The organism is Luteolibacter rhizosphaerae (assembly GCF_025950095.1).
In the GTDB taxonomy this organism is placed as follows: domain Bacteria; phylum Verrucomicrobiota; class Verrucomicrobiia; order Verrucomicrobiales; family Akkermansiaceae; genus Haloferula; species Haloferula rhizosphaerae.
In genome coordinates this window covers 228,775-253,807 of record NZ_JAPDDR010000003.1, presented here as the reverse complement: position 1 = coordinate 253,807, position 25,033 = coordinate 228,775, and the positions used below count along the sequence as shown (strand labels likewise).

At 64.5% G+C, this 25,033-nt stretch carries 14 protein-coding genes; 3 read left to right on the top strand and 11 right to left on the bottom strand.

Translation table 11 applies throughout. The features are described from left to right. Nucleotides 1-12: 12 nt before the first annotated feature. The 6 genes from OJ996_RS06820 to OJ996_RS06795 all read right to left on the bottom strand — a co-directional run bounded on the left by OJ996_RS06820 (nucleotide 13) and on the right by OJ996_RS06795 (nucleotide 6,553). Nucleotides 13-1,119: an aldo/keto reductase gene (locus tag OJ996_RS06820; protein ID WP_264512568.1), complete on the bottom strand. Its 1,107-nt coding sequence runs from the start codon at nucleotides 1,117-1,119 to the stop codon at nucleotides 13-15. A 182-nt stretch (nucleotides 1,120-1,301) separates the two neighbouring features. Further along, nucleotides 1,302-3,500: a transglutaminase domain-containing protein gene (locus OJ996_RS06815; protein ID WP_264512566.1), complete on the bottom strand. Its 2,199-nt coding sequence runs from the start codon at nucleotides 3,498-3,500 to the stop codon at nucleotides 1,302-1,304. Nucleotides 3,501-3,544: 44 nt separating this feature from the next. Beyond that, the gene (locus tag OJ996_RS06810; protein ID WP_264512564.1) at nucleotides 3,545-4,285 is read right to left on the bottom strand and encodes a M14 family metallopeptidase; all 741 of its coding nucleotides are present in this window, start codon (nucleotides 4,283-4,285) and stop codon (nucleotides 3,545-3,547) included. A gap of 65 nt (nucleotides 4,286-4,350) precedes the next feature. After that, nucleotides 4,351-5,151, bottom strand: coding sequence for a DUF475 domain-containing protein (locus OJ996_RS06805; protein ID WP_264512563.1), 801 nt, complete (start codon nucleotides 5,149-5,151; stop codon nucleotides 4,351-4,353). 67 nt (nucleotides 5,152-5,218) lie between these two features. Then, nucleotides 5,219-6,097 carry an alpha/beta fold hydrolase gene (locus OJ996_RS06800; protein WP_264512561.1) on the bottom strand — a complete coding sequence of 293 codons (879 nt, stop codon included), beginning with the start codon at nucleotides 6,095-6,097 and terminating at the stop codon, nucleotides 5,219-5,221. Nucleotides 6,098-6,175: 78 nt separating this feature from the next. After that, the gene (locus OJ996_RS06795; RefSeq protein WP_264512559.1) at nucleotides 6,176-6,553 is read right to left on the bottom strand and encodes a VOC family protein; all 378 of its coding nucleotides are present in this window, start codon (nucleotides 6,551-6,553) and stop codon (nucleotides 6,176-6,178) included. A gap of 100 nt (nucleotides 6,554-6,653) precedes the next feature. Between OJ996_RS06795 and OJ996_RS06790 the strand changes: the two genes are divergently transcribed. Then, entirely contained in the window at nucleotides 6,654-7,106 is a 453-nt protein-coding gene (locus tag OJ996_RS06790; RefSeq protein WP_264512557.1) for a universal stress protein, read from the top strand. A 6-nt stretch (nucleotides 7,107-7,112) separates the two neighbouring features. Here OJ996_RS06790 and OJ996_RS06785 read toward each other — a convergent pair whose 3' ends face one another. From OJ996_RS06785 to OJ996_RS06775, 3 genes are all read right to left on the bottom strand, one after another. Continuing rightward, entirely contained in the window at nucleotides 7,113-11,120 is a 4,008-nt protein-coding gene (locus OJ996_RS06785; protein WP_264512555.1) for a lamin tail domain-containing protein, read from the bottom strand. Between the two features lie 73 nt (nucleotides 11,121-11,193). Next, nucleotides 11,194-16,230, bottom strand: coding sequence for a lamin tail domain-containing protein (locus OJ996_RS06780; protein WP_264512553.1), 5,037 nt, complete (start codon nucleotides 16,228-16,230; stop codon nucleotides 11,194-11,196). Between the two features lie 122 nt (nucleotides 16,231-16,352). Beyond that, on the bottom strand, nucleotides 16,353-22,010 hold the full coding sequence (locus tag OJ996_RS06775; RefSeq protein ID WP_264512551.1) for a CotH kinase family protein: 5,658 nt from the start codon (nucleotides 22,008-22,010) through the stop codon (nucleotides 16,353-16,355). 173 nt (nucleotides 22,011-22,183) lie between these two features. Between OJ996_RS06775 and OJ996_RS06770 the strand changes: the two genes are divergently transcribed. Further along, nucleotides 22,184-23,125, top strand: a complete 942-nt coding sequence (locus tag OJ996_RS06770; RefSeq protein WP_264512549.1) for an FAD:protein FMN transferase — start codon at nucleotides 22,184-22,186, stop codon at nucleotides 23,123-23,125. A gap of 3 nt (nucleotides 23,126-23,128) precedes the next feature. Here OJ996_RS06770 and OJ996_RS06765 read toward each other — a convergent pair whose 3' ends face one another. Continuing rightward, nucleotides 23,129-23,998 carry a LysR family transcriptional regulator gene (locus OJ996_RS06765; RefSeq protein WP_264512547.1) on the bottom strand — a complete coding sequence of 290 codons (870 nt, stop codon included), beginning with the start codon at nucleotides 23,996-23,998 and terminating at the stop codon, nucleotides 23,129-23,131. 42 nt (nucleotides 23,999-24,040) lie between these two features. Next, entirely contained in the window at nucleotides 24,041-24,493 is a 453-nt protein-coding gene (locus OJ996_RS06760) for an ExbD/TolR family protein (protein ID WP_264512545.1), read from the bottom strand. A 100-nt stretch (nucleotides 24,494-24,593) separates the two neighbouring features. On the opposite strand from OJ996_RS06760, the gene OJ996_RS06755 reads away from it, so the two are divergent. Continuing rightward, nucleotides 24,594-25,010, top strand: coding sequence for a thiol-disulfide oxidoreductase DCC family protein (locus tag OJ996_RS06755; protein WP_264512543.1), 417 nt, complete (start codon nucleotides 24,594-24,596; stop codon nucleotides 25,008-25,010). Nucleotides 25,011-25,033: the final 23 nt, after the last annotated feature.

Genomic DNA, 25,033 nt, shown 5'->3' with positions numbered 1-25,033 from the left:
CCTTGCTCAGTCTCAGGCAGGGACAGGCGCCCCCTCGGCGATCAGCTTCTCCTGCTTCAGCTCCGCCCAGAAGTCGGCGGGGATCTTCACCGCCATCGACTTCACATTCTCCTCGGGGTGATTGCGTTTGCGGGCTCCGGGAATCGTGGCGGAAACGGTCGTCGGGGCCGCCGTGAATTGGAGTGCCGCCGTGCGGAGATCGACACCGTGCTCCTTCGCGATCGTTTGCATCCGTGCTCGCTTGTCTTCGAAGCCTGCGGGGATCTTCGGACCGTAGTTGAAGCGCTGGGCCCCGGTGATGAATCCGTTGTTCAAGGGCGAGCCCACCACGATCGACACACCCTTCGCATCGCAGGCCGGGAAGAGCTTCGTCACGGACTCTTCATGCTCGATCAGCGAGTACTGGCAGGCCGCCAGGAAGATGTCCGGGTCGGCGACATCGAGCGTGCGCAGGATCGGCTCGAGATTGTTCACCCCGAGCCCCCAAGCCTTGATGATGCCCTCCTCTCGCATCTTGGTGAGCTCGGGCATGGCCCCCTTTACCGCTTGGTCGAAGTACTCGGTCCAGCGCTCGCCCAGATCACCGTTCACCGCGGTGAGATCGTGAATGAACACGATATCGATCGAAGGCAGGCCCAGGCGCTGGAGACTGTCTTCGATCGAGCGTCGCGTGGCGGAAGCCGTGTAATCGTAGGTGTAGTCGAAGGAGTCGGGATTGCCCCAAGCCGTGGCCTTCGGTTTGAGAGAGCCGGTCAAGATGCGCCCCACCTTCGTGGAGAGCACATACTCGTCCCGCTTCTTGTCGTTCAGCATTTGCCCGAAGCGCCGCTCGCTCAGGCCGAGTCCATACCAAGGCGAATTGTCGTAGAAGCGCATGCCGGCCGCCCATGCGTTGTCGAGGATTGCCACCGCCTCTTCATCGGTGACGGGCAGCTTCGAGGATCCGCCCATCGGCGCTCCTCCGAGACCGATCCGGAAGGGCGGCCGGTACTTCCCACCGGCAGTGGTGGCCGATTGCGTCAGGGAAATTCCCGTGGATTGAGCGGCAGCAGTCTGGGGCAAGGCACTGACAGCAGCGGCTCCCGAAACGGTCGATAGGAAATGACGTCTAGAGATCATGAGATGAATTTCGTTTTGCTTGCGTCCCTTGGGAGGGCCGAAACCCGCACGAAATTTCGATCAATGCGTTTGAAGCCGCGCGGAAATCGCGCCGCTTCCCGGAAGCCGGCCCATCAGGAACCGATGACCCTCCCGTCGGAAAACGGGAAAGCAAGTGACGATGCTCTGTTAGAGAGCGGTGCTCAGGGCAGGGTGACGATCGCCGACGCTGCAGCGGGTAGGTCCGCCCGCTCATCGAGCGTGCGGTGGATCGCTTCGGCGCTGCGGTTCACCTTGCCGCTGAAGGCTTCCTTTCCGTTCACGATCACCTTCAGCGGCTGCTCGAGATCGAGCAGCGCGTCGGAGAGCCGCAGTTCGGTGCCTGAGGGCACATCACCGCTCAGCGTGATCGTCTGTCCTTCGACCTTCGCCTCGATCTTCTGGCCCGCCTTCGCGGCGTTTTTGTCAGGGATCTTGAGCCAGTAGAAGCGGTCGTGGGTCACGTCGTCTTGCAGCCACACGATCTTCTTCGGCCATGCGATCCGCGTGTAATTGGCCATCCAAGGGACAGCCTCGGCATCCTTGCCGTTCATCCAGTGCGGCAGGCCTTCGTAGATGCGGGACATGTGGATGTAGCCGCCCGGATCATCCTTTTCCATCTGGTCCAGCTTTGCGGCCCGCTCCGCGGCGATCTTGTTGCGGTCATACGCGCCATCGGCACCGCCCATGAAGATCGCGAAGGGCAGGTTGCGCAGGCCGTCGAGCTGCGCCTCGTTCGGGTGACCCGCCATCATCGCCGCGGCGGCGAAACGATCGGCCATCCGCGGTGCCAGTTGCCACACACCGTCGCCCCCGGCGGAATAGCCCATCAGGTAGATCTTGTCCGGGCTCACGCCGCGCAGTGCCACGTAGTCCTCGATCAGGCGCTGGAACATCGGATCGATGTGGCCTTGGTGCCACAGGTCCCAGGTATCGGTCGGCGCGCGGGGTGCCACATAGATCCCTTCCTTGGGTTCGTAGAGGCGAATCTGGTTCTGCCACTGCTGGTCGTTCACGCGGGCCGGAGCGCCTCCGCCTCCATGCATCGAGATCCATAGGCTACGCTTGCCTTCGGGAGCCTCGCCGAAACTCTTCTCCAGCCAGCGCAGGGTCTTGTCGCCCTGCACGATCGCCTTCTTATCCATCTCCTCCTTGCGCTCTTCACGGAGCGTCGCGAGGCGTTCATCAGCGATCTTGGCTGCGACTTGAGCTGCCTGATCTTTTGTCAGCGGACCTTGCGGCACTTCGGCGGCCGGCTTCACCGCAGCGAGTTCGCTCCACACCGCATCCAGGGTCGGCTCACCGGCTTCGATCGGGCCGAAACTCTTCTCCCGCGTGACGCCATCCACGGTGAAACGGATCAGGCCTTTGGTGCCGGGCTTCACCGGGACCCGCGGCATGTCGTTCATGTCGGCGGTTCCGGCTTTCGTCTCACCTTCGCCTAACAGCTTGCCGCTCTCGTCGAGCACTTGCAGCTTCGCCACCACACGCTCGCCCTTGCCCTCGCGGAAGAGACGGATGCCCACGTTCGCCACCGGAGCAGCGGCTCCGGCCTTGGCATAGCGGGAGGTCACATTCACCGCTGCCACTTCCTTGCTGCCGCCCGCCCACACCATCGGGAAGGACAGGCCCTCCTTTTTCCATGAGGTCGCGTAGATCGCGTACTTCGGCTCATCCGCCTTCGCCTGCGCGGCATCGTTCACGAACCAGCCGCGGTTCAGACCCTCCTCGTCGTACTCGTCGGCTCCCGTGAAGTGCCAGTCCCCGTCCCAGATCTCCACCCAGGTGTGGTTGCCGCGTTCGTTCGCCCATAGCGGGGTGCCCACCGCACGGGCCGGGATGCCCACCGCGCGGCAAACATCTACCAGAATGATGGAAAGCCCGGTGCAGGTCGCCTTGCTCAGGGCTGCCGATTCCGAGGGACTCTGGTTCGGTGCCTTGCGTCCGGTGTTGTAGTGGACATTGATCAGGTTGAAGAACTCCTTGTTCAGCGCCTGCGCCGCCTCGCTTGCGGTCTTCGCGTCCTTCACGATCGGCCGGGCCTTCTCCAGGTAATCCTTCCGCCACGCCTCCCGCGTCTCGTCAAAGACCGCGTAGGGCAGCACATCGTTCAGGAAGATCTCCTCCGGCACCTGCTTCGCCCACGGGAACTCCCCCCGCGCTTGGAAGGCCAAGTCCAGATTCGTTCCGAGGAAGCCCGCATCCAGCTTCTCCTTGTCCCCCGTCGGCATGTGCTCCGTCAGGAACTTCGCCGCCTTCTCGCCTGCCTCGCCGTGCTTCGACTTCGCCGCGGTGATGAAGTCATCCACCGGCGCGGCCAGGATGCTGGAAACGAGGGCCAGCGGGATCGGGAGCCATTTCATGTCGCGCACGCTAGCGGCGCGGGAAGGCGGATCAATCTCCGGATTTACAGCGGGGCCAACGAAGCCAGTGCCGCCTTCACGGCCGCGACATGCGCCGCCACCCGGTCATTCAGGCAGTTCGCGCTCGGGGTCTCGAAGGTGAAGGACACCGGGCAACCACGCTTCGCCAGGAAGATCGCTTCCGGCCAGTTCTCCGGGGCGTCCGCCTCCGGCACGTGATAGATCCACCCGGTCGAGCGGATCTCGTGATCATCGATTAGCGTGGCGGGCTCCGGCTCGAACCACGGGGTCACCGCTTGCAGGATCGCTGCGGCACGTTCGGGCCGGTCTTCCAGCAGGTTGATCTCGTAGAAGTAGAAGCCGGAAGTCTCCCAGTCCTCGTGCAGCGAGGCGAAGAAGCGCGGACAAGGAAAGGAGGCGAGCCAAGCAGTGTGGGTGCGGACCTCCTCCGTGCTCAGCGCCAGATAGTCGCGGTTCAGGTCGATCCCCGCGCCATTTTCGCGGGTGCCCAGGGCCAGCCCGGTGGGATTCAGTGCCGGGCAGATCGCCCAAGCGCCGGTGTCCAGCACGCCCGAACGCAGGAGCTCCAGCGCCGCAAGCGGGCCGGCCGGCTCGTCGCCATGCATTCCGGCGGAGATGTAGTCCGGCGCGGTGCCATCAAGCCGCTCCCAAGCCAGCAGCGGCCCGGCATCCGTGTCACAGAGATGGCGGCGGATGAAGCCACGGCTTTCCGCGAGTTCGCCGAACTCCTTCAGGAATGATGCGACATCGAAGGCCTCTGCCATGCGGGGGAATCACTAACCAGCAAGTCCGGGGTCCGCAAATGAACTGCGCGGGAAAATCCTCCGCCTCAGGCGGCAGGGGGAGCCGCGCTGCCCTTCATGCGGTGCACGATCACCGGCACGATAAAGATCAGCAGCGTGAGCACCGAGGTGCCGAGGTCGAAGTACTTGCTGGCGAGGAAATCATGCACGCCATTTCCGGGCGGCAGGAAGTGGCGCGGGATGCTGAGAAGCAGCTTCACGCCGAGGATCCCGATCACCGCGAAGGCGCAGTTCTCCAGGAAGGGGTAGCGGTGCATCAGCTTTACGAAGCCTTGGGCGGCGAATCGCATCGCCAGAATCCCGATGAACACGCCGATGCAGACGATGATCATGTCGGAAGGCGGCGGGAACTGCTCCTTGTTCTTCGTGAAGGCCACGGCGGCGAACACGTTGTCGAGTGAGAAGGCGAGGTCCATGACTTCCACCGCCACCACGGTGGCCCAGAAAGGACCGAGGCGGCCCATGGTCTGGCGATACAGCCAGTTGCCTTCCGCCGCCACATGCTCCTCGCCGATCTGCTCGACCGACTCGTGTTTGGCGAAATGCTTCCACGCCAGATAGAGGAGGTAGAGACCGCCGATCGGCTCCAGCCACCAGATGCTCATCAACCAGGCGACGAGGATCAGGCAGAGCCCGCGAAAGAAATAGGCACCGAAGATGCCATATCGCAGCGCCTTGCCCTGCTGCTCCTTCGACAGCTTCATGACCATGGTCGCCAGCACGGCGGCATTATCCACCGAGAGCACGCCCTCGATGATAATCAGGATGAAAATCACCAACAGCCCCGCGGCCGGGTCGGCACCTAAAATCGTGTGAATCCATTCCATAGCGGACTGAGGCGCAGAAGCTTCCCGTTGGAGGACCAAGTCTCAAGCCCGATCTGTAGGGAACTTGTCAGGCGGGTGCCTTGCCCAGCCAATCCAGCACCTGCCCGCGATAGCGCAGCGGCAGCGAGTAGTGCCCCTCGTTCTCGATCCAGTGGCCCTCCGCGCCCGGCACCCGGGCAGCGAGCCCCTTCGCCACCTCGCAGGGTAGATTCTTGTCCGCGAGCCCGTGCCAAAAGGCGACGGGCACGCAGATCTCCTCCGGCGAGAAGTCCCACGGTTCCAGATACAGTTCGCCGTCCGTGAGCACCGCCTCCGGGCCGCTGTTCACCGCTTCCAGATAGCTGCGCGTCACATCCTGCCAGCAACCGTGCTCCGCGATCGCGGCGCGGTCGCTCGGCGGGATGCTGTGCATGACCCATGACATCGGGGCCCGGTGGGAGCCACGCGCGATCATCCAGCGGCTGGTGCCCAGGAAGACCGGCATGACCGCGCGCCGCAGCCGTCGCAGCCCGGCCAGGCTGCGGTAGGCCCAGTGCATGTGCGCCTTGTCCGCGGGGGAACCTAGCGGCGGGGCCCCGCAGATGACTGCCGCGGCACGGACCCGTTCCGGCAGCGCCGCCGCCGTGGCGAGGGTGTAGGGACAACCGCCCGAGATGCCGAAGAGCCGGAAACGATCGAGACCCAGCTCATCGGCCAGCGCCGAGATATCCTTCGGGAACGAGGAAAAGCCCCGTCCCGGCAGCGGGTCGGAAAGGCCGATCCCCGGCCGGTCCGGCGCGATGACCCGTAGGCCCCGGCGCTCGGCTTCGGCATGCAGCATCATGCCGTGGTAGCGGCTGCTCGGCCAGCCGTGGAAAAAGAACAAGGGTTCTCCCGCCGGGTCGCCGTACTCGCCGTAACCGAGCATCCGCCCGTCCGGCAGTCGCGCTTGTTGGTCTTCCTTCATGCAGGGCGAAACATAAGACGGGCGACGGGAATTCGTGAGTCGATGTTTCAGAGCGAAACATCGACCCGCCTGATCCCTTTACTTGCGTTCGAGGATCTCGACCTCGTAGCCGTCGGGATCGGTCACGAAGGCCATCTTCCGCTCACCGGAGGAGAATTTCTCCCGCCAGCCGGAAGGCCAGATTTCGATTCCGGCTTTTTCGACACCGTCGCAGTATTCGATGATATCCGGCACGCCCAGGCAGGTGTGCATCAGGTCCTCCGGGCACTTGTCGGTATAGTCCGGGGAGTAGCACAGCTCTAGGAAGACGTCGTTGCCCGGCAGCTCCAGGAAGGCGAGCTTGTTTCCTTGCGGGGAATCCTGGCGGCGCGCTTCGGTGTAACCGAGCTTCACGTAAAAGGCGATGGAACGGTCCATGTCGGCCACGCGGATGCGGGTGTGGAGAAACTTGATCATGACGCCGGGAGCATGGACGCGGCGCGGCGATTTGCAAAGTCGGCGCGCGAAACATCGCGGAGTGGCATACCGCGGATTCCCGTGCTAGGGAGAGGAAGCCATGAAAAACATCGTTGCCGCCGTCGACTTCTCGAATGCCACCCCCGGCGTGCTGGATACCGCTTCGCAGCTCGCCAAGGCCTTCGGTGCCGCGCTCCACCTGCTCCATGTGGTCGAGCCGGAGCCGAGCTACACGGCCTACGGTTTCACGCCCGACGAGTTTCCCGCCATCCATCTCTTCCAGGAAGAAGCCCGCAAACGGGCCACGGCTCGCCTCAATGAGCTGCTAGGCCAGGTCTCGAGCGATATCCCGAATGCCACCGTGCACCTCGCGGAGGGCAGTCCGCTGCACGCCGTGCTCGAGTATGTGAAGAAGCACGGCGCGGATCTCGTCGTCGTCGGTGCCCATGGCCACGGTGCCGTCGCCGCCCTGCTCCTCGGCAGCGTCGCGGAGGGCATGGTGAGGAAGGCTGCGGTGCCCACGCTTGTCGTGCCCGCCCCCGCGGAGTCCTGAAACTCCTTACTCCAACTGGTATTGAAGCCGGAGGAAGCGTCGCGCCGCGGTACTGCTTGCGGTATCGCGGAAGATGACCTCCTCGGTCTGTCCGGGTAAGGGCGTGCTGGAAACCGCGGTGGTGGAGACGCTGGGCCAAGGCCCCGCTAGCCCTCCGTTCGCTGTCAATTGATAGCTCAGATCGAGGGCGTTTGCCGGACGCCGGAAGCGCAGCGCGGGGCGTTTTACCGGGCCGTCCATCGACCAGGTGAACGCCAACAGCGGCGCATCCGGACTGCGGGGATCGGTGGCCAGCGCATACTCGTCCATGTTGCTGCGGCCATCACCATCGGGATCGGCATCCGGACCGGAGATCAGCGGATCATCGCGCTCCGCGGAACTGAAGTGGAAGTTGTCCCAGCCCTGATAGGCTTGGGCGAGCGAAGCATCCGTGCTGCCGGGGCTGCCCCCACTCGCACCGCTGATCGCCCACATCCGCGAACTGCCCCAGTCGGAGTAGGAGGTAGCGACTGGATCGCGAATGACCAGCGAGCGACCATCGCCATCTGTCGCCGGATACCAGCCATCCTTGTACTCGAAATCCAAGATGTTCTCGCCCACCGCATCGACCAGCTCGATCACTTCCCCGCTATTGGCCAGCACTCCCTCATAGGGCCCGAGGACCGGAACGACCGTGCCCGGATACCGCAGCGCGAAGGCCCCCGGATTCTTCGCAACGATGAGCCGCTGTCCGGCCGGAAGCGAAGTGACAGGGAAAGTGAAGCCGATGCCCTCGGTAAACTTCGCCCCCCCGAGATCAAGGCTAACAGCACCGGTATTCACCAGTTCGAGGTATTCGAAGTCGTCCTCCGTCACCCCTGGCATGGCACTCTCCTCCGCGAGAGTGGGATTCGCGGGATGATACTGCAGTTCGGAGATTCGCAGGAACTGTTGGAGCAGCGAGGGTGTCCCGGGATAGGTAAAGCTGGCGATCAAGAGTCCCGCCGCGTTTCGCAGTTCGACCGTCTCTCCCCGTGCGGAAAGCTGCCCGCCGTAGTTGCCCTGCACCATCCGCTTCTGCCCGCCCGTAGGCCCGCTGCCACGGCCGCGGAAAGCGGCGGAATCCTTCACGACATGCAACAGCCCGCGATACTCCACGGCCGCGCTGCCATTGCCCGCAGGAATGACCGTGCCTCCCTTGAAGACATGATCGATGCCGCCCTGAAGCGTCCACCCTGAGATGTCCACGGATTGGGCGGTGGTGTTCCGCAGGATCAGATACTCACCGGCCTGCGTCCCCGCAGCGGGCGAGTAGTCCACCGAATCGATGCTGATCATCCCCGCGTTATCCGCCTGCCCTGTCGCCGGGATCTCCGTGGAAGCGACATTCCCGGGTGCATAGAGCAGCGGCCGCCCGCTGCCGCTATTGAAAAGGAATGTCCGCCGCGGGCCGAAGTAGCCGCTCACCACCCGCTCCACTTCTTCCCTCGCCCGGTTCTGGACGTAGTTCGCATGGATACCCCACTTCGCCGTATCCAGATCCCCATCGGTCCACGCGGAGGGATTGGCAGGATCCGGATCAATCGTCGCCGCGATCTGCCGCATGCGCGTCTCCAGAAATCCGTTCACCGTTCCCGGCGGCTGCATCATCTGGTCCATCAGCGTCCGCATCCGGCGCACCCACATCAGCCGCATCTCCGGGGACTCCAGGATCAGGTTGTAGAAGCGGTTGTTCGCCGTGTGCGCGTTGAGCGGGTTGTTCGCGAAGAGCGTGTCGTCGAAGTACTGGTTGGTGTAGTTGTGGCCTTGGGAGAGATCCACGTCCCAGATGATCGGTTGCCACTCCCGGGTCCGGTTGGTATCGCGATACAGGTAGAAGTTCTTGTGTCCGTGATCGCGGTCGCTGTTGAACTGCCGCACCACCAGGTAGTTCACCGTGGCCGGGATATCCATATTGTCGTAGGCCCAGGTCCGCCGCGTCGCGAGCGCGATCGAAGGATCGAGTGCGGCGCTCATCGCCTGCAGATCGGCGTTGTTCTCGTCGCGGCGGGTCTTCTTCTCCGCACTGCCCAGGAGCCCCTCGCTGTAGATCTTATAGAGTGCCCCTTCACCATCGAGCCCGTTGCGCTCCAGCATCCGGTCGTCGCCGTCCTCCACCAGATCCATCACGCCGTGGAATCCGCCGTTCAACTGCACCCGCACGGGAAATGCGAAGTGATACACGGTGCCCGCCAGCTTGGCCGTCTCCTGTGAAAGCGTGTTCCGCGTCTTCGTCTTGTCCGCGTAGTTGGTCAGCAGGTTGAGATCCTTCACCGCGCGCTCGCCTTCCTTCCACACGAAGCGGTGATCGCTGTTGGAATCGAAATCGTAGCTTTTCTTCGGGAAGCCGGAACTCGTCTGGCCGTGGATCTCGTGACCGACGTTGTCGTAAAAACGATTCAGATAGTAGCAGCTGCCCCGGAAGGCCGCCGCCGTCGGCCCCCCCACCGGAGAGCCCTGCACGAACCACTCCAGAATCGGTAGCTGGCTGGTCGCGGTCGCTCCGTTCACCGCCACGGTCCCGAAGTACTGCGGCGAATCCAGCGGATCCGCATAAGCCGGGAACTTCGTGATATTGCCCTGCCCGTCCTGTGCCTCGAAACGCCAGCGAAACATCTGGCCTGCTGCCACCTGGTTGGTCGGAAGGTCCGCGGAGTAAATGCCATCCCCCGCGATCGCATCCGCCCCGGTGCCTGCATCGTTCATGGCCACCGCCGCGGATTCCGCGTTCCACATCGCACGATGGTAGGCACGCACCGCGGTGATGTTGTTCTTCGTCCGGATCACCTGCGCCGTCACGTTCATCGCAGGGCTCGAGCCATTGCCCAGCGGTCGCGGCACCAGCGGATCGAGCGGTGTCGCATTGAAGATCACGGGTCCCGCCGTTCCGGTGTTGTTCAGTGCTCCCGGCGTGGGCGTGCTGAAGTACACCGCGTCCCCCGCCACCGGATTCGTACCGCCCGTGAGCTCCGGCAGCAGCAGGAAGTCCGAGCTTCCCACCGAGGAGTTCAGCCCTTGGATCGCCAGCACGTTGGCTCCCGCCACCAGCGCGGAGGCAGGCACGTTGAACTCCGCCCACGAGTTCACCACCGCCTCGTCCAGCGCCGCGGTCGCCACCGAATTGTACGCCGTCGGCCCCGCGAAGTTGGCACGCCCCACCTCTACCCCGTTGATCCATGCCACGAAGCCGTCCTCATACTTCATCCGCAGCGTGTAGGACGCATAGGCCGATGGGCTCGCGAGCGAGAAAGTCCGCCGGAACAGCAGCGAAGGATTCACGTTTTGGAAACCTGCCTGCACGTTCGTGGTGATCCACGCATTCAGCCCGCCGCTCGTGTCATAGCCCAGCCCCGGGGAAGCGCTGGTCCAGGCGGTATCGGAGAAGCCCGCGCTCACATTCCAGCCCCCGCTCAGCCCCGTGCCCACATTGCCGGCGGCGTAATTACTACCACCATAGTGGCTCGCTCCGGTGGCGTCGTTGGTCAGCACGCGGTAGCGCCCGGGCTGGCCGGCTCCGTAGGCCACCAGCGTGGTCGTGGTCTGCGCGATCGAGACACCGTACGAAATGTCGGGCGCCTGTACCGGATAGGAGGCTCCGTAGGAGTGCACCAGCTGCGGCTGCCCGGTGCTCGCATGCGGCTTGTAGAGGCCGAGAAACTCCCCGCTCTTTGAAAGCCCGAAGTTCGTGTGCAGCGGTGCCGCGGGATCCACCCGGTTGCGACCGGAAGCCCAGATGAGGAGTGTCCCCTTCGCCGGCAAGCTCACCGCCGGGATTCGCCATTGCTTTTTGTTCGCGGAGTCATCCGTCAGCCACCAGCCATCCAGGCTCACCGCGGCGCCGTCCGGATTGTAGAGTTCGATCCAGTCCTCCCGGTCACCGAAGTCGTCCTCGATCCCGTTGGAGTTATCCGCCAGGAATTCCGAGATCATCACCTCCGCATACGCTGCCGAGGTGAGGCAAAGGGATATCGATAAAGCAGCGGAAAAGCGGCGCATGGTGACGGAATCCGGGGGTATGTGACAACTTGGTCACCAAGCCCCCGGCAGGCAATCCCCGAATCCCCGCGCTTCACGGGGCCCAAGCCGCCCGCATTCTCAGGAAACGCCGTGGCCCCGAAGCTGGCGCCTCGTCGCTGAAGATGGCGTTCTCCAGCCCCGCCCCCGCCGGGGTGTTCGAGACCGGTGCGGATGAGATCGGCGTCCATGGTCCGGCCAGGTTATCCGCCGCCAACAGCTCGTAGAGAATGCCATGCGCCGTCTCCGGCCGCAGCAGCCGCAGCGCGGCGAAGCGGTTCGGGGCCGTGCCCTGCCACACGAAGTCGATCCGCGGCTGATCCGCCACCAGCGGATTCGTAGCGAAGGCAAACTCTTCAAAGTTCAGGCGACCGTCCCCGTCCGGGTCCGCCGATACCGCCGAAGTCGCAGCCGCAGCCCGCTGTGCCGGCGTGAAAACCGAGTTCACCCAGGCATCGAAGGAACCGCTCGCTGGCACATCCGCCTCACCGGGAGTTCCACCGATGCTGCCGCTCAGCGCCCATCCGTCCGCATCCGCATCGCCCGCCGGATCGTTCGGATGGCGGCGCACCAGCGAGTAGCCCTCGCCATCCGCAGCCACCGGCCAGGGCGGGGCATCGCTGTATTCCACCCCACGGATCACCGTCTCGCCCGGGGTATACAGCACCAGGCTCTCGCCCGCGTTGTTGAGCTGGCCGGAATACTGTCCCGCCACCGGCTTGTTCGTACCGTAGCGCTGTTGGAAGGCATCCAGATCCGCCACCACCAGCAGGCGCGCGCCGGGTGCCAGGGTCCGCCCGGTCGGCGCATTGGTGAAGTCGAAGGTGATCGCACCGTAGAAATACACGCCTTGCAGATCCACCGCCTTGTTACCGGTATTCAGGATCTCCACGAACTCGAAGTCCTCCGCGTCGTCGAAGCCGGCGGAGATCTCGGTCGAGGAAGGCTCGGCCGGATGATACAGGATTTCCGAGATCGCCAGGTTCGAGGGCGAGGCGGGCTCCGTCTCTAACAGGAAGGTCGCCTCCGTCAGCGCGCTCCAGATACTGCCGGCACGGGCACGCACCCGCAGCGGCCGCTCGCCGTTGCCGGTCAGGAAGAGCGGGCTGCTGGAGTTCGAGCGCGTCGCGGTCAGCGAGAGATTCATCGTCAGGTCGGAGCTCTGCGCATTCGCTTGGTGCACTTCCACCGAGATGACGTTCGTGCCGTTCACCAGCAGGGAGGGCGGCACCGTGATTGCTCCGGAGTCCTGGTCGTTCACCACGTTCACCGAGTAGTAGTTGTAGGCCGGATCGGTCGGCAGATTCCCCGCGATCCGCGTGCCGTTCAGGTACACCGCGTAGGCGTCGTCATACATGACCTGCACGGAGAGATTGGTGATCCCGTTCACGTTGCTGGCCGTGAAGCTGCGGCGGAAGTAGCAGGTGGCCGCCTTTTGGTCCGGGGCCACGTAGGTGATCGGGATGACCGTGGTGCGATTCACACCCGCCGGATATCCCAGCCCCGCCGTGCCCGTCGGCCAGGAGCTGTCATCGTAGGCGGAGTTCCGCCACGCCGTGCCCAGATTCAGGCCGTCCGCCTGATAGCGCCAGCTCGCGGCCGACCACGGCACCAGCGCCTCGGTCGAGTTCTGTGGCGTGTAGACCTGGGCACCCGCGCGCAGCGCTCCGCCGATCGCACGCGGATCGCTGCCATCCGGCATGTAGTAGAGCGTGCTGGATGGCGGACCGGAGATCACCGCTTCCACGCCGCTGTCGTGATATCCGCCGAAGGGAGAGATCGATGGCGCATCGATCGCCGGATAAAGCCCGTCGGCCCGCAATTGGTTCAGCACGATCGGGGCCCGCGGCGTGTGATAGCCCAGTAGTTCGTTCAGCGCCCCGAGCCAGGTCAGACGCGTGCGCGGATCATTCGGAGCCGAAGCATCACCCCACCGCGCGCTCTCCGCGATGATCGATTGGTCCACATCGGCGGAGAACTTGTTCACCCGGTTCAGCCAGGCGGAGGGCACCAGCGCCCCGTTGTTGAACATGTGCTTCTGGATCCGGTCCGCCCAGCGCATGCGGTACTCGGCATTTCCCGTCAGATCCTGGTGCAGGAACATCGGGTTCGAGCGGGCGAAATTCGCTTCCTCCGCAGGGAAGTCGAAGGGACCGGTCCGGTCCTCCCCGGTCCACAGCGCGCTGTGCTCGAAGTCGTGCACGAAGAAGCGGAAGCCCTGCCCCGGGTTGTTGTCCCGGCGGCGGCTCCCGGACCAGTTGTTGGCCTTGTTGTTCCCTAGGAAGGCGGAGGTGGCGCCGTCCAGGTTGCCGGTCCACATCGTCAGCAGCAGGTAGTCGATCAGGTTATCCGGATCGAGAAGTACGGGATCCGCCGTAGCTGTCACGCCGTCCGCGGCGCGGCCCATCATCCGGAAGTAGTTCGCGTTCGTCGGAGAGGCACGGTGGGTCTCGCCCTTGTTAAAGAGATCCTGCCAGGCGGCGAAGTTGCCATCGGTAACCCCGATGACGTAATCGGCGTCCGAACCTTCCGCCTTCACCACGTCGTATTCTTCCTTCTTCCCACCGAAATAGGTCTCGGCGTAGTCCGCCTCCGTCCGCTCGTCCAGATTGTAGAGACCCCAGTACTGGCCGTTCAGGTAGAGGTGGAAGTAGCGTACCCGCGAGCCCGGCTGGCCCATGTCGAGCTGGGCCTGCCGTGCGGACTCTTCCCGCAGGAAGGTGTTCCGCGTATCTCCGCCGAAGTTCCACGAGTAGTTCTGCGAGGTGCGGAAATCGATCTTGTCGAACTCCTGCGCCCCGCGCCGGCCGAAGAGCGGGTAGAGCAGCTTCGAGTCGCCGTACTCCGAGCGGAAGAAGGCCCGGAAGGAATGCTTCGGATTGTCCGTGGATCGCGAGAAGCCGCCGCGAATCCGGATCCCGGCATTGATCTGGAATTCGCTGCTGCCATTCGGGTTCTGCCCGTTCGGCGGGTTGATCCACTCGATCGATGCCGGCCGCTCCCATGCGAAACCCCGCGCATAGGGATTGGAGTAGATGCCCGAGGATCCGTTGATGTTGAAGAGATTGTCTAGGTCCGTGACGATAGAGACCGCAGGTAGGGCAGATAGCGCATCCTTCACCCGGCCCGGGCTGCCGATCTCCAGGTTCGAGTTGTTCACGATGTCCCCGTCCATCCCGTAGTCGAGCACCTGGGCGGTGCCGCTTGTCGATGGCCAGCCTGCCGGTGCCGCCGATTGCGTGATCACGTCGTTCAGGAAGAGGTAGGTCTGCGTGTCGACATCCGTTGACTCCCAGCCGGACTTCACCGCGCAGGCCCGCACCGTGCGGGTGGCGGCGATGTTCAGCGGGCCGCTGTAGATCAGGCCGTGCGTGTCGGAGGGCGTGGAGCCGTCCAGCGTGTAGCGGATCGTCGCCCCCGGTGTGGTCGTCGTGATCGCGACCTGGATCGGCGAGGTGAAGTACCCGCGATCGATGCTGAAGGAAGTGTCCGCCACCTTGCCCAGCGAGCTGGGCGTGCCGTTGATCCAGCCCGGGCTCGCCTTGCCGGAGCCGAAGTAGGCCGGCGGCGAGATCGGATCGAGTGATCCCGCGATCAGTTCCGGCAGCAGCAGGAAGCTCGCATCCGCCGCGGTGTTCTTCATGCCGTGGATGGCCAGCACGTTCGAGCCGTTCGCCAGCAGCGGCAGATGCTCCGCCAGGCTGAAGCCCATCGGCCGCAGGCTATCGGAGTTGCCCCGCGCCGAGTTCGCCGTGGAGTTGTAGGCCGGGTTCGCGGGCACGTTGTGCGAGGCCACCTTCGTCCCGTTGAGCCAGGCCGCGAAGCCGTCGTTATGGCGCGTCACCAGCGAGAGCGCGGTCGCTGCACCGGGACCCGTGGACGTGAAGGGCGTGCGGAAGTAAGCCCCCTGTTTCCCGTTCAGCAGCGTCTGAGTGTCGGTGGCGATCAGCCCGCTGGCCCCGCCTTGCAGGGTGGTCGCAGGCAGGCCGCCGTTGGCCGTGTCACCCACCAGCCGGAAGGCATTCGCATCCCATGCGCTGTAGCTGCCCTGCGCGGCGAAGAACTCCACGCAGTTGCCCCCATTCCCTTGGAACATCACCACCTCGAAGCTGTGCAGACCCACGCTCAGGTTGCGGGTGCCGAAGAAATCGAGCGGGCCGTGGGACGTGTTGTCGGTGATGACCGCCACGCCATCGATCCGCACGCGGATCCCGTCATCGCTGTTCGTGCCGAAGGTGTAGACCCCGGCTTGGGTGATTTCGATCCAGCCGGTCGCCTTGATGGCGTAGTTGTCTCCGGAACCGCCGGGAGGCGCTGAGTTCCCGCCGAAGCGTCCGTCGCTGCCGTCGCCCAGATAGTTTACCACGCCGTCGACGATGGTGGTGTCGGAGATGATGCCCGGATCTCCCGGTGGCAGCGCCAGCAGGGCATCCGTCGCCGCGAGGGTATTCAGGGTGCCCGCGCTGCTATTGCGGAAGACTTGGCGCACCGTGATCCCCGGCACCGTGATCCCGTGGCCGAAGCCGGAGGGCCCCACGCTCCAGGCCCCGTCGCCGAAGCCGGGCTGGTTCCAGTTGCTTCCGGGATCGGAGGCATTGGTGGGAGTGCGGTAGCGGGTCGCGGCCCCGGGCCCCACCAGCACCGTGCTGTTGAAGAGCGAGCCATACGACTCGTCCCCATCCTGCGCGGGATATTCCGGGCCGAAGTCTTGCTGCACGGTCACGCCATCCGGCCTCACCAGCGCGAGATACTCGCCCCCGGCCGAAAGGGAGAAATTCGTATGCAGCGGCGCCGCGGGATTGCGCCGGTTCTCGCCGGATGCCCACACGATCCGGAACTCGCCGGGTGCCAGCGTGACGTTCGGGAAACGCCACCTCGCCAGATTGCTGGCGGAGTCCGTCAGGCACCACTGGTTCAGCGAGATCGGGGCCGTGGTCGGATTGTGGACCTCGATCCAGTCCGAGAAATCGCCGTCCTCATCGGCAATGGTTGCCTGATTGCTGGCCATGAACTCGGTGATGACCGGGTTCGCGACAGCAGAGAGTGGGGCCAGGAGGGTGAGCGCTAGGCAAGCGGCGGCGGGTGGACGCATGGGCGGGCCGGGGTTTCGGACGGGGCGAAATGTGGCAAGATCGCCATATTCCACCCCATTGCAATCCCCCAGAGCGGGGACAGAACCCTACGCTTCCGCGTTTTCCCATCTATCCCGGCCCTTCAGGGCACGAACTCGACCTGCAGTCGCACAAAGATGCGGGGGTCTGCGGACGGGCCCGGGCCGAGGTGGAGCGGGATCGCCACCGGCAGCCAGCCACCCTGCAGCGGCGGGATCGTGTCCTCCTCCGAGTCGAAGAGTTCCGAGTTCCAGCCCCCCAGTTCGTTCGAGGCCACCACGCGCCAGACCAGATCGGTCTTCGTAGCGTCGTAGCGGAAGCGGAACTCGCGGTTGCTACCGGCCGTGTTCAGCACCGGCAGCAGGTGGGCCACCGGATCGTACGGACCCACGCCCATCGCATAGCGCAGGATGTTCGCCACCCCGTCACCGGAGGGATTCGCATCCGGCCCGGAAATCGCCGGGTTGTTCCGGTCCGCCGGATTCGGGAATTCCTCGGCCCGCCAGTAGGCATAGGTTCCCGGTTGCAGGCTGATCTCGTCGCCTTCGACCGTCACGTTGTCGAAGCGGTTGTTCCCCGCCGTGCCGCCCGTGCCTTGCTGGAAGCTGATGCGGATCGCGAAGAGCGGGTTGTTGTCCGCACCGGAGATCGGGCGGAAGTCGAGGATCTGCACCGTGGCGTCGCCGTCCGGCGGAAAGATGTTCGCGAAGGGCAGGAAGTTGCTTCCGTCGAGCGTGTAGGAGACGAGCTGCGTGCCCGCCCCGGAGCCGGAGCGGCGCGTCTCGTACTTGATCACCACGTCCTCGTAGCCGGTCGTCGGTACGGCGAAGGTCAGCGTTGCTCCCAGCGGGTTATTCACCCGCAAGTGACTGCCTACCGGATCGTCGTTGCGCGCATTCAGCGCGGCGAAGCCTTGGTCCTGGGCGTCGTGTTGGATCACTTGGGCACCGTTGGAGACCGTGGAGGAGAGCTGGGCTCCGCCGATGCTGGTGTTCGCCACCAAGAAGTTCGCCGCGTTGAAATTCCAGTAGTGCATCAGCTCGCCTGGCGGCGGCTCGGTGGCGCTGAATTGCGCCGGAGCGGACCAGTGGCTCCAGCGGCCGGTGTTGTCTTGGTGGCGCACGCGCACCCGGTAGGTCTTGCCCGCCTGGGCCACGCCGTAGGGAATGGTGATAGTCCCCGGAACACTGTTCAGCTCCGTGGTCCAGATCGCATCCGTCTCATACTTCCGCGCGGCCCCAGCGACATAGCCGGGCACGCCCGGGCCGGAGACCTCGGCCAGCCGCCAGCGCGTCTTCGCATAGCTGCCGCTCCCCTGCGGATCAGAGAAGGTGGAGGAACTGAAGCTGAGGTCGTCCAGCCGGTAAGAGGGATCGCCGGAAGCGGTCACCACCGGCTTCTGGGGAATCGCCGCGTCAGCCGCGTCGTTCGCCACATATTGGTAACCGTAGCCGAGCTGGTTGCCATTGTTCACGGCCCAAGCTCCGCCCGGCCAAGTGTTCGTCACGTAGTCGCGCAGGTAGATCATGGAGTCCTCGTGCTCCATGGTGCCGGAGGAAGCGGGCGTGCGGAGCCAGCGTGTCCAGCCGCCGCCGATCCGGCTATCCGCGAAGCTGGTGCGGAAGAAGTTGCCGCGGTGGTTGGTCTGGCCGTTGGCCGCGCTATCCGATCCTTGGGTGCGCGGGTGCAGGTTCCACATCGCCGCATCCGCATCGGCCCAGGTCAGTGTCTGCCCGGTGGGATTCACGATGTCCGCGAATTCGCCCATGAGCTGGCCGAACTGCCCGCCACCGTTGCCTCCGTCGGAGGCGAAGAGATCGAGGATCTCCCGCGCACGGTTGCGATACTCGAGCGCCAGCGCGGGGTTCTGTAGGATCGACTTGTAGGCGTGGATCACGCCCGGATAGCTCCCGCCGCCGACCCCGGTCTGGTGGTGGCTCTTCGCGATGAACATCATGTCCAGGTCCCATGGCATCGGCACCCAGCGGTTGTCGGAAGAGCGGTGGTAGAAGTAGTGGTTGAAGCCGCCGCGCACGTCCACGTTCCCGGTCAGGCGGTTCAGGGCATGGAAGGTGTAGTAGCTTTCCATGTCCATGTTCTGCCGCCACCAGGTCTCGTTCGGATCGGCGTTCACATGCGCGTCCCGGAAGCTGTCCCAGTCGGAGGAATTGATCGGCTGGGTGATGCCTTGGTTCTTCTTGTCGCCGCCGTTCCCCTCGATCTTGTAGATGCTGCCGTCCGGTAGGCCACGTTCATCCAGGAAGGAGCCGTCCGGCTGTTCGATCGCGAGGTAGAGCCCCCAGAAATCCCCTGCGTACTGGCCGTCCGCATTGCCGATCGGATCGTTGATGCTGGTCCCCGCCGCCGGGGTTTCATTCGCCCCCCGCACCACGCGGAAGTGGTAGTAGTGGGTGTTCGGGGAGGGCAGGCCGCCGAGTTGGAAGAGCTTGTAGGAGGCTGCTTCCTCCACGCCTGCCATCCCGCGGTGCAGCGAAGCCCAAGGGCTGGCACACGCGTCTCCGGAGAAGGAACCCCAGGTCTCCGCATAGTCGTCGCCGAAGTTGTTCTGCGCCGGCAAGTCGCGGGCCCGGTTGAAGAAGAAGCGCCACTTGTTCTTGCCTGAGACGTAGGTGGAGGCCTCGCCGCGGTTCTTGAATTCGATGTGGTCGTAGACCACGCCGTTATAGACGAAGGTGCCGCGGAAGCGCACGGCATCGGAGCCGCCGCTATACTGCGAGTTGATCACGTCGCTGCCGTTCGCGATCAGGCTGTACACCGGCAGGTCGTCCAGCAGTGCCGGGCTGAAGGTCTGGAGCGGCGTCGTGCCCGGGCGGAAGGCGCCCTGCCATGCGGGCAAGCCACTATACACGTAGTAGGCAAAGTTCGGCTGCTCGTCGTCGGAATAAGGAACGGTCGCGGTATTCCCGGCCGAGTCGGCCAAGCTGATCTTGTAGCGGACCAAGCGCCGGTTCGTCTGCGTCGCGGCTGGAATCCGCGCCGTGTAGATCGAATCGTTCGCCACCGCATCGCCGTTGGTTCCGTTGTCCCGCATCAGCACCGTCGTCCAGGCCGTCGTGTAGGCAGCATCCGTGAGGCGGATATAAGCACCGGGATCCACCGTCTGGTACATCAGGTTCACCGTGCCCATGCCGTTGGGGTCGGTGATGCGCGCGGTGATGGTCACGGCTTGGTTCGGCGCCGGAGTGGTCGGCGTGTGAATCACTTGCCGGATGGAGGGTGGAATCTCGGTCGGAGCGCTGCGTACCGAGTTCGTCGCGCCCGGAGTGGGCAGGCCGCCGCTGGTTCCGCCGCCCGAACTCAGCTCGAGATCCATCGAGAAATCACTGCTGCCTTGGGAAGTATTGAAGGCGTGTACGGCGATCACGTTGGTCCCGCCGAAGAGGTAAGCTCCCGCGTTCTCCAGCGTGACTTCCTCCCACACCGCCTCATGGTTCTCCGGCGCCAGGTAGTTGTAGGCCAGCTGTCCGTCCGCCACATTGATCCGGTGCACCGGTGAACCGTTGATCCAGATCACGCAGCCGTCGTCGACCCGCACCCGCAGCCGCAGTTGGTCCGGAACGTCATCCGCAGGCACCGTGAATTGTTTGCGGAAATAGACGCTGCGGTAACCGCCCGCACCCTGCATGTCGCCGAGCATCGTCAACACACCGGGATCGTTGTAGCCGATCCCCGTCTGCCCGGTGAGCCAGCTTGAATCGTTGTAGGCGGTCGCCCGCCACGCATCCACCGGGCTGGATGCCTCGGCGTTGCCCTTCCGGTATCTCCAGCCGGTCGCTTGGGAGGCGATGTAGGTCACCGGTGTGCCCACCACGCTTCCGGATGAACGCCAGGAGCCGCCCAGATCATTGTCCAGGCCGGGGTGGATCAGTTCCGCGGAACTGCCGGTACCATCCGCCGCCGTCGGCCAAGGGAAGCCCACGCCATAGTCCACGCTATCCTTCAGCACGCCCCCGGCATCCCGCAGGTCGATCTGCTCGCCGCTGGAGTTCAACTTGCCGGTCCACGGTCCCAGCGCGGTCTTCCCGTATTTCGACAGGATCACCGCCGGATTCTCCGCTACGATCAGGTAGCCACCTGCCGCCAGACTGCTACCGCCGGGGAAGGTGAAGCTCACCGCGTCCGATAGCGTCCAGCCGGAAAGATCCAGGGCGGTGTCCCCCGGGTTGTGGATCTCGATGAATTCCTCGAGGCTCGTCTTGTCGGCTGGCTTGAAGTGAATCTCGTTGATCACCGCCGTGTTCGGCACCAGCGGCGTGGTGGCGAAGGACAGGCTGCCGGAGGCCCACACCGTGCCCGCCGCATTCACCGCCCTGCTACGGAAATGGTAGGTCGTCTGCGGGTTGAGCCCGGCGGCGAAGAAGGAATACTCGCCGGACTGGTTGCCGAGCGGTGCGGAAGAAGCCCATGCGCCCGCGTTCGTGCCGCCATCCGCCGGACCGTAGAACAGTGTGATGACCGGCGCATCCCCGCCATCCGCCGTCACCTCGCCGCGCAACGTGGCCGTGCTGCCCGTAATTCCCTGCGCGCTGCGGTTTGCGACCGCGGGCAAACTCACTGCAGGCGTGGCGAAGCTGGAACTGGCCGGAGCCCATGCCGAGCCACCCCCGTTCGAAGCGAAGGCGCGGAAGTGAATCGTGCTGCCCGCAGGCAATCCGCTCAGGGAAGTGGTCGCGCTCGTCGCCACTTGCCCCAGGCTTGTCGAGAAGGCCCAGTTTCCCGCGACCGTGCCGCCGTCGCTGGTACCGTAGTAGAGGGTGACCGTTGGCGCTTCCCCGCCGGTGGAAGTGACCTGTGCTCCCACCGTCGCCGTGGTTGGCAGGATCTCGGAGGCCGCGATGTTCGCCACCGCAGGCGCCAGCGCTGGCGTCTCGAAGCTCGTCGTCGCCAGTGCCCAGGATTGCCCCGCGCTGTTCGTGGCGCGCGCGGTGAAGTAGCAGGTCGAAGCCGGGGCCAAGCCGCTCACCGGCGTCGAGTAGCTGCCGCTTTGTGTCCCCGGCAGCGTCAGCGTGTTCGCCCAGTTTGCCGGGGTCAGCCCGCCGTCGCTCGGACCCCAGAAGAAAGTGATCGAAGGGGCTGCGTCGCCGATGTTGCTGATCTGCCCGTTGAGCGTGGCCGTGGTCGCTGTCACCGCGGTCGGGGCCAGATTCTGGATCGTCGCCGTGCCCGGCGGCACCAGCGGCGTCGCATCTAGCCGGATGTTGTCGAAGTGCGAACGCCCCGCTCCCCGGGCTTGCAGGAGAATCCGGATCGTCTTCCCGACCGACCCGGGATTGTTCGGCGTATCGAAGACCAGCGCCGGCGCATCGCCGAAGCTCTGCGGCGGGAGCGTGGAGGCATTGAAGATCCCCGTGGCATAGATCTCCCCCGTGCTATCCGCGAGAAGGTAAGTGCTCTGGTTACCCGCGTTCGTATTCCCGTTCCGGTATCCCGCGGCGACCGTGAGCGTATAGCGGGTATTCGCCTGATAAGTTACCCCTAGGTCCTGCCACACATTGTGGTTCAGCTCCATCCCGAGGTGATCCGTCCCCTCCGCCGCGAACCCCGTGATATACTCCTCGAATCCCGCACCGTTATCCGGCCCGTTCGTCTCCAGCCACTCCGGACCCAAGCCATAGTTGAAACCGCCGGGACCGAAGCCGTTACCTTCAAAGGAAAAATCGCCGACGCTCACGGGAGCGGCGTGCACGGCAGGCAAGATGAGGGCGCACGCCAGCGAGGCGAAGCGTCGGGCAGACGTCATAGGGGCTTTTGGGGTGAACCGGGAAGCTGGAATTCGCCATAAAAGTGACGTTCCTAGCTTTAATGTGACATTTACGCCATATTCCCATCCCTGTCCACGACACAAACGGGTAATTATTCAGGTTGGGATTTCCCGGCATTGCATCCCGCCAAACCACGCTCAGCCTCCCCCGCGTGAGCAACTGGGTGCGGATCACGATCGGATTCCTGCTGGTCTTCGGATCGGCAGGGGCGGAAGAGAAGCGCTTCAACTTCGAGCGTCCCCTCATGGGCACCCGCTTCGCCATCACCTGCTACGCCGAGGACGAAGTGGTCGCGACGGCCGCCGCGAACGCCGCCTTCGCCATCGGCGCGGAGATCAATGCCGTGGCCTCCGACTACTTGCCGGATAGCGAGCTCATGAAGCTGTCCGACCGGACAGGCGAAACCATCAAGGTCTCCCCGCTGCTCGGTGAGGTTCTTGAAGGAGCCTTCACCAAGGCCCGCGAAACCGATGGCGCCTTCGATCCCACGCTTGGCCCGCTGACCAAGCTCTGGCGTCAGACCCGGGACAGCAAGACCCTACCCGATCCCGCGACCCTCGCGAAAGCGCAGTCCGCCTGCGGCTGGACCAAGGTGGATTGGGACGGCACCGCGCAGACCATCCGCTTCAAGGAGCCCGGCATGCAGCTCGACCTAGGCGGCATCGCGAAGGGATTCGCCGCCGACAAGATGTTCGCGGCCATGAAGGAGCGCGGCCTCTCCCGCATCTTGATCGCCGCGGGAGGCGACCTCCGCCTGGGTGAACCGCCGCCGGGGAAAACCGCATGGCGGGTCGGCCTGCAGACCTTCGATGACGACGAGCCCGAGGAAGTGGTCGAGCTGTCGAACTGCGCCGTCTCCACCGCGGGAGACCTCCATCAAGCGGTGGAGATCGATGGCAAACGCTACTCGCACATCATCGACCCACACACCGGCCTCGGGCTTACGCGTCGCATCGCCGTGAGCGTGATCGCGCCGAGCGGAATGGTCGCCGATGGCTTGGACACGGGCATCTGCGTCGCCGGAGCCGGGAAGGCGGATGCCCTCGGGAGAAAGGCTGGTGCCACCCGCGTGATTGTCCGTCTGCCGGACTAGCGGCTAGCTGCCCTTTGCCCGTTTCCGCAGCCCGTCGAGCACCATCTCCGCCAGCGGCGAGAGCTTCCCGCGCCACGCGGCGGCGATGACCAGCTCCGGGCAGTTCGGAATCTCCCATGCCTGACTGCCCTTCGGAAAGGTGATGCCCGGAGCCTTCACGCTCAGACCGGCACCGAAGCCCCCGGCCACATAGGCATGCACCAGCTCCAGCGAGTTCACCTCGATCCGCGCCGGCCAATCGAGCCTGGCTTTGGCCAGCCCCTTCGAGAAAAGCCGGGCCAGCGCGGTATCGTTTGAGGGACGGATCAGCGGGAAGTCCACCGCCATCGCATGGATGCCGGAGCGCGCGGGTTTGTAGGACTGCGGCAGCAGCAGAACCAGCGGCATCGTGATCAGGACCTCCGTGCGGATTCCGGAAGGAGGCTTGGACTCCAGCTCACACACGGCCAAGTCTACCTGCTCTTGCTCCAGCAGGGCGAAGGCCGCCCGCTGGTCGGTATCCACGAGGCTGAGCTCCAGGTCCGGCTGCGTCTTGCGCATCGCCGCCAGTACGTCGGGCATATGGCGGCGGATGATCGTGGCCGGTGCGGCGAGCCGCAGTCGGCGGGAAGCGCGTCCGGCGATCCGGGAAGCCACCTCGGGCAAGGCGCCGAAGAAGGGGGCCAGGAAGTCGTAGAGATCGCGCCCTTCCTGAGTCAGCTTGAAAGGCCGGCGCTGGAATAGCCGGACCCCGAGCTGATCCTCCAGCAGCGAGATCTGGCCGCTGATCGCCGGCTGTTGGATGCCGTAGGGCATGCTCCGTGCCGCCGCGGTGATCCCCCCGTGCCGGGCCACATGATAGAAGAGCTCGAGATGATGCAGGTTCGGCGTCACGAACCGTATTCCAGCTTCAATTCGATGATGAAGGAAAGCATTTCAGTCGCCGAAGGATGCAAAGCTGACTTCGGAGATCTGGGCCTGGTGAAGGGCATCCATCACGTCGATCACCCGCTGGTACTTCGCCTGTTCCTCCGCTTGGACCAGAACCCGGACCTCGGCTCCCAGATAGTCCGCGCTCTGCTTCAGCGCATTCAGGTTGCCCGCGAGCTGTTGCAAGCTGGTGGAGTCCGGCGTGTCGAAGGGATCGTCGTTGAGATAGACCTGACCGTCTTCCGCCACGGTTATGGCGATCTCATCTGGCATCTTCACCATGCAACCTTGGTAGGTATCGCTCGGGAGTCGGGTGACATGGGCTTTTTCCGTCTGGATGTCGCCCGCCTTCACCATGAAGAAGAGGAGGATCACGAAGACCACGTCGATCATCGGGGCGATCTGAAAGCCGGGGGTGGTAGCCGCATCGCTGCGGGGGCGCAGAGGTCTCTTTTTCATGGCCTGCGATATAGGGGGAAGATCCGTTCCCCCATCGGACAAGTTGATAGGCACCAACTTTACGGCAGGCAAGACGCGAGTGCCGTGCTAGGGTCTTCCCGTGGCAAGCGGGGAACCGGTCGTGATCGCCTATGACGGCGAGTGCATGCTGTGCAGCAGCGGCATCCGCTTTCTTGCCGAGCACGACTCGCGGCGGAGTTTGAGATTTGTCGCGCTCCAGAGTCCCGTGGGACGACAGATCGAAGAACAGGCGGTGAATGAATCGCTGAGCACCGTAATCGTGCGCAGGGAAGGCAGCGTTTTCACCCATTCCGAAGCCATCTGCCAGATTCTCAAGGCGATGGGCGGGGTTTGGACGATCCTCGGATCCTTAGGCTCGTTGATACCGAAGGCCCTCCGGGATCCCCTCTATCGTTTCATCGCCCGGAATCGCTATCGCTGGTTCGGTAAGGCCGATGTCTGTTCGCTGCCCTCTCCCGCACTGCGCGAACGCTTGCTCGACGGCGACCGGGTTTGACAGGTCAGGTGCCGCTCCCTTTC

Coding starts and splice junctions, on each gene's coding strand:
- OJ996_RS06760 (WP_264512545.1), bottom strand. CDS start 24,493: ATGAAAAAGAGACCTCTGCGCCCCCGCAGCGATGCGGCTACCACCCCC.
- OJ996_RS06790 (WP_264512557.1), top strand. CDS start 6,654: ATGAAAAACATCGTTGCCGCCGTCGACTTCTCGAATGCCACCCCCGGC.
- OJ996_RS06805 (WP_264512563.1), bottom strand. CDS start 5,151: ATGGAATGGATTCACACGATTTTAGGTGCCGACCCGGCCGCGGGGCTG.
- OJ996_RS06815 (WP_264512566.1), bottom strand. CDS start 3,500: ATGAAATGGCTCCCGATCCCGCTGGCCCTCGTTTCCAGCATCCTGGCC.
- OJ996_RS06820 (WP_264512568.1), bottom strand. CDS start 1,119: ATGATCTCTAGACGTCATTTCCTATCGACCGTTTCGGGAGCCGCTGCT.
- OJ996_RS06795 (WP_264512559.1), bottom strand. CDS start 6,553: ATGATCAAGTTTCTCCACACCCGCATCCGCGTGGCCGACATGGACCGT.
- OJ996_RS06775 (WP_264512551.1), bottom strand. CDS start 22,010: ATGACGTCTGCCCGACGCTTCGCCTCGCTGGCGTGCGCCCTCATCTTG.
- OJ996_RS06810 (WP_264512564.1), bottom strand. CDS start 4,285: ATGGCAGAGGCCTTCGATGTCGCATCATTCCTGAAGGAGTTCGGCGAA.
- OJ996_RS06780 (WP_264512553.1), bottom strand. CDS start 16,230: ATGCGTCCACCCGCCGCCGCTTGCCTAGCGCTCACCCTCCTGGCCCCA.
- OJ996_RS06800 (WP_264512561.1), bottom strand. CDS start 6,097: ATGAAGGAAGACCAACAAGCGCGACTGCCGGACGGGCGGATGCTCGGT.
- OJ996_RS06785 (WP_264512555.1), bottom strand. CDS start 11,120: ATGCGCCGCTTTTCCGCTGCTTTATCGATATCCCTTTGCCTCACCTCG.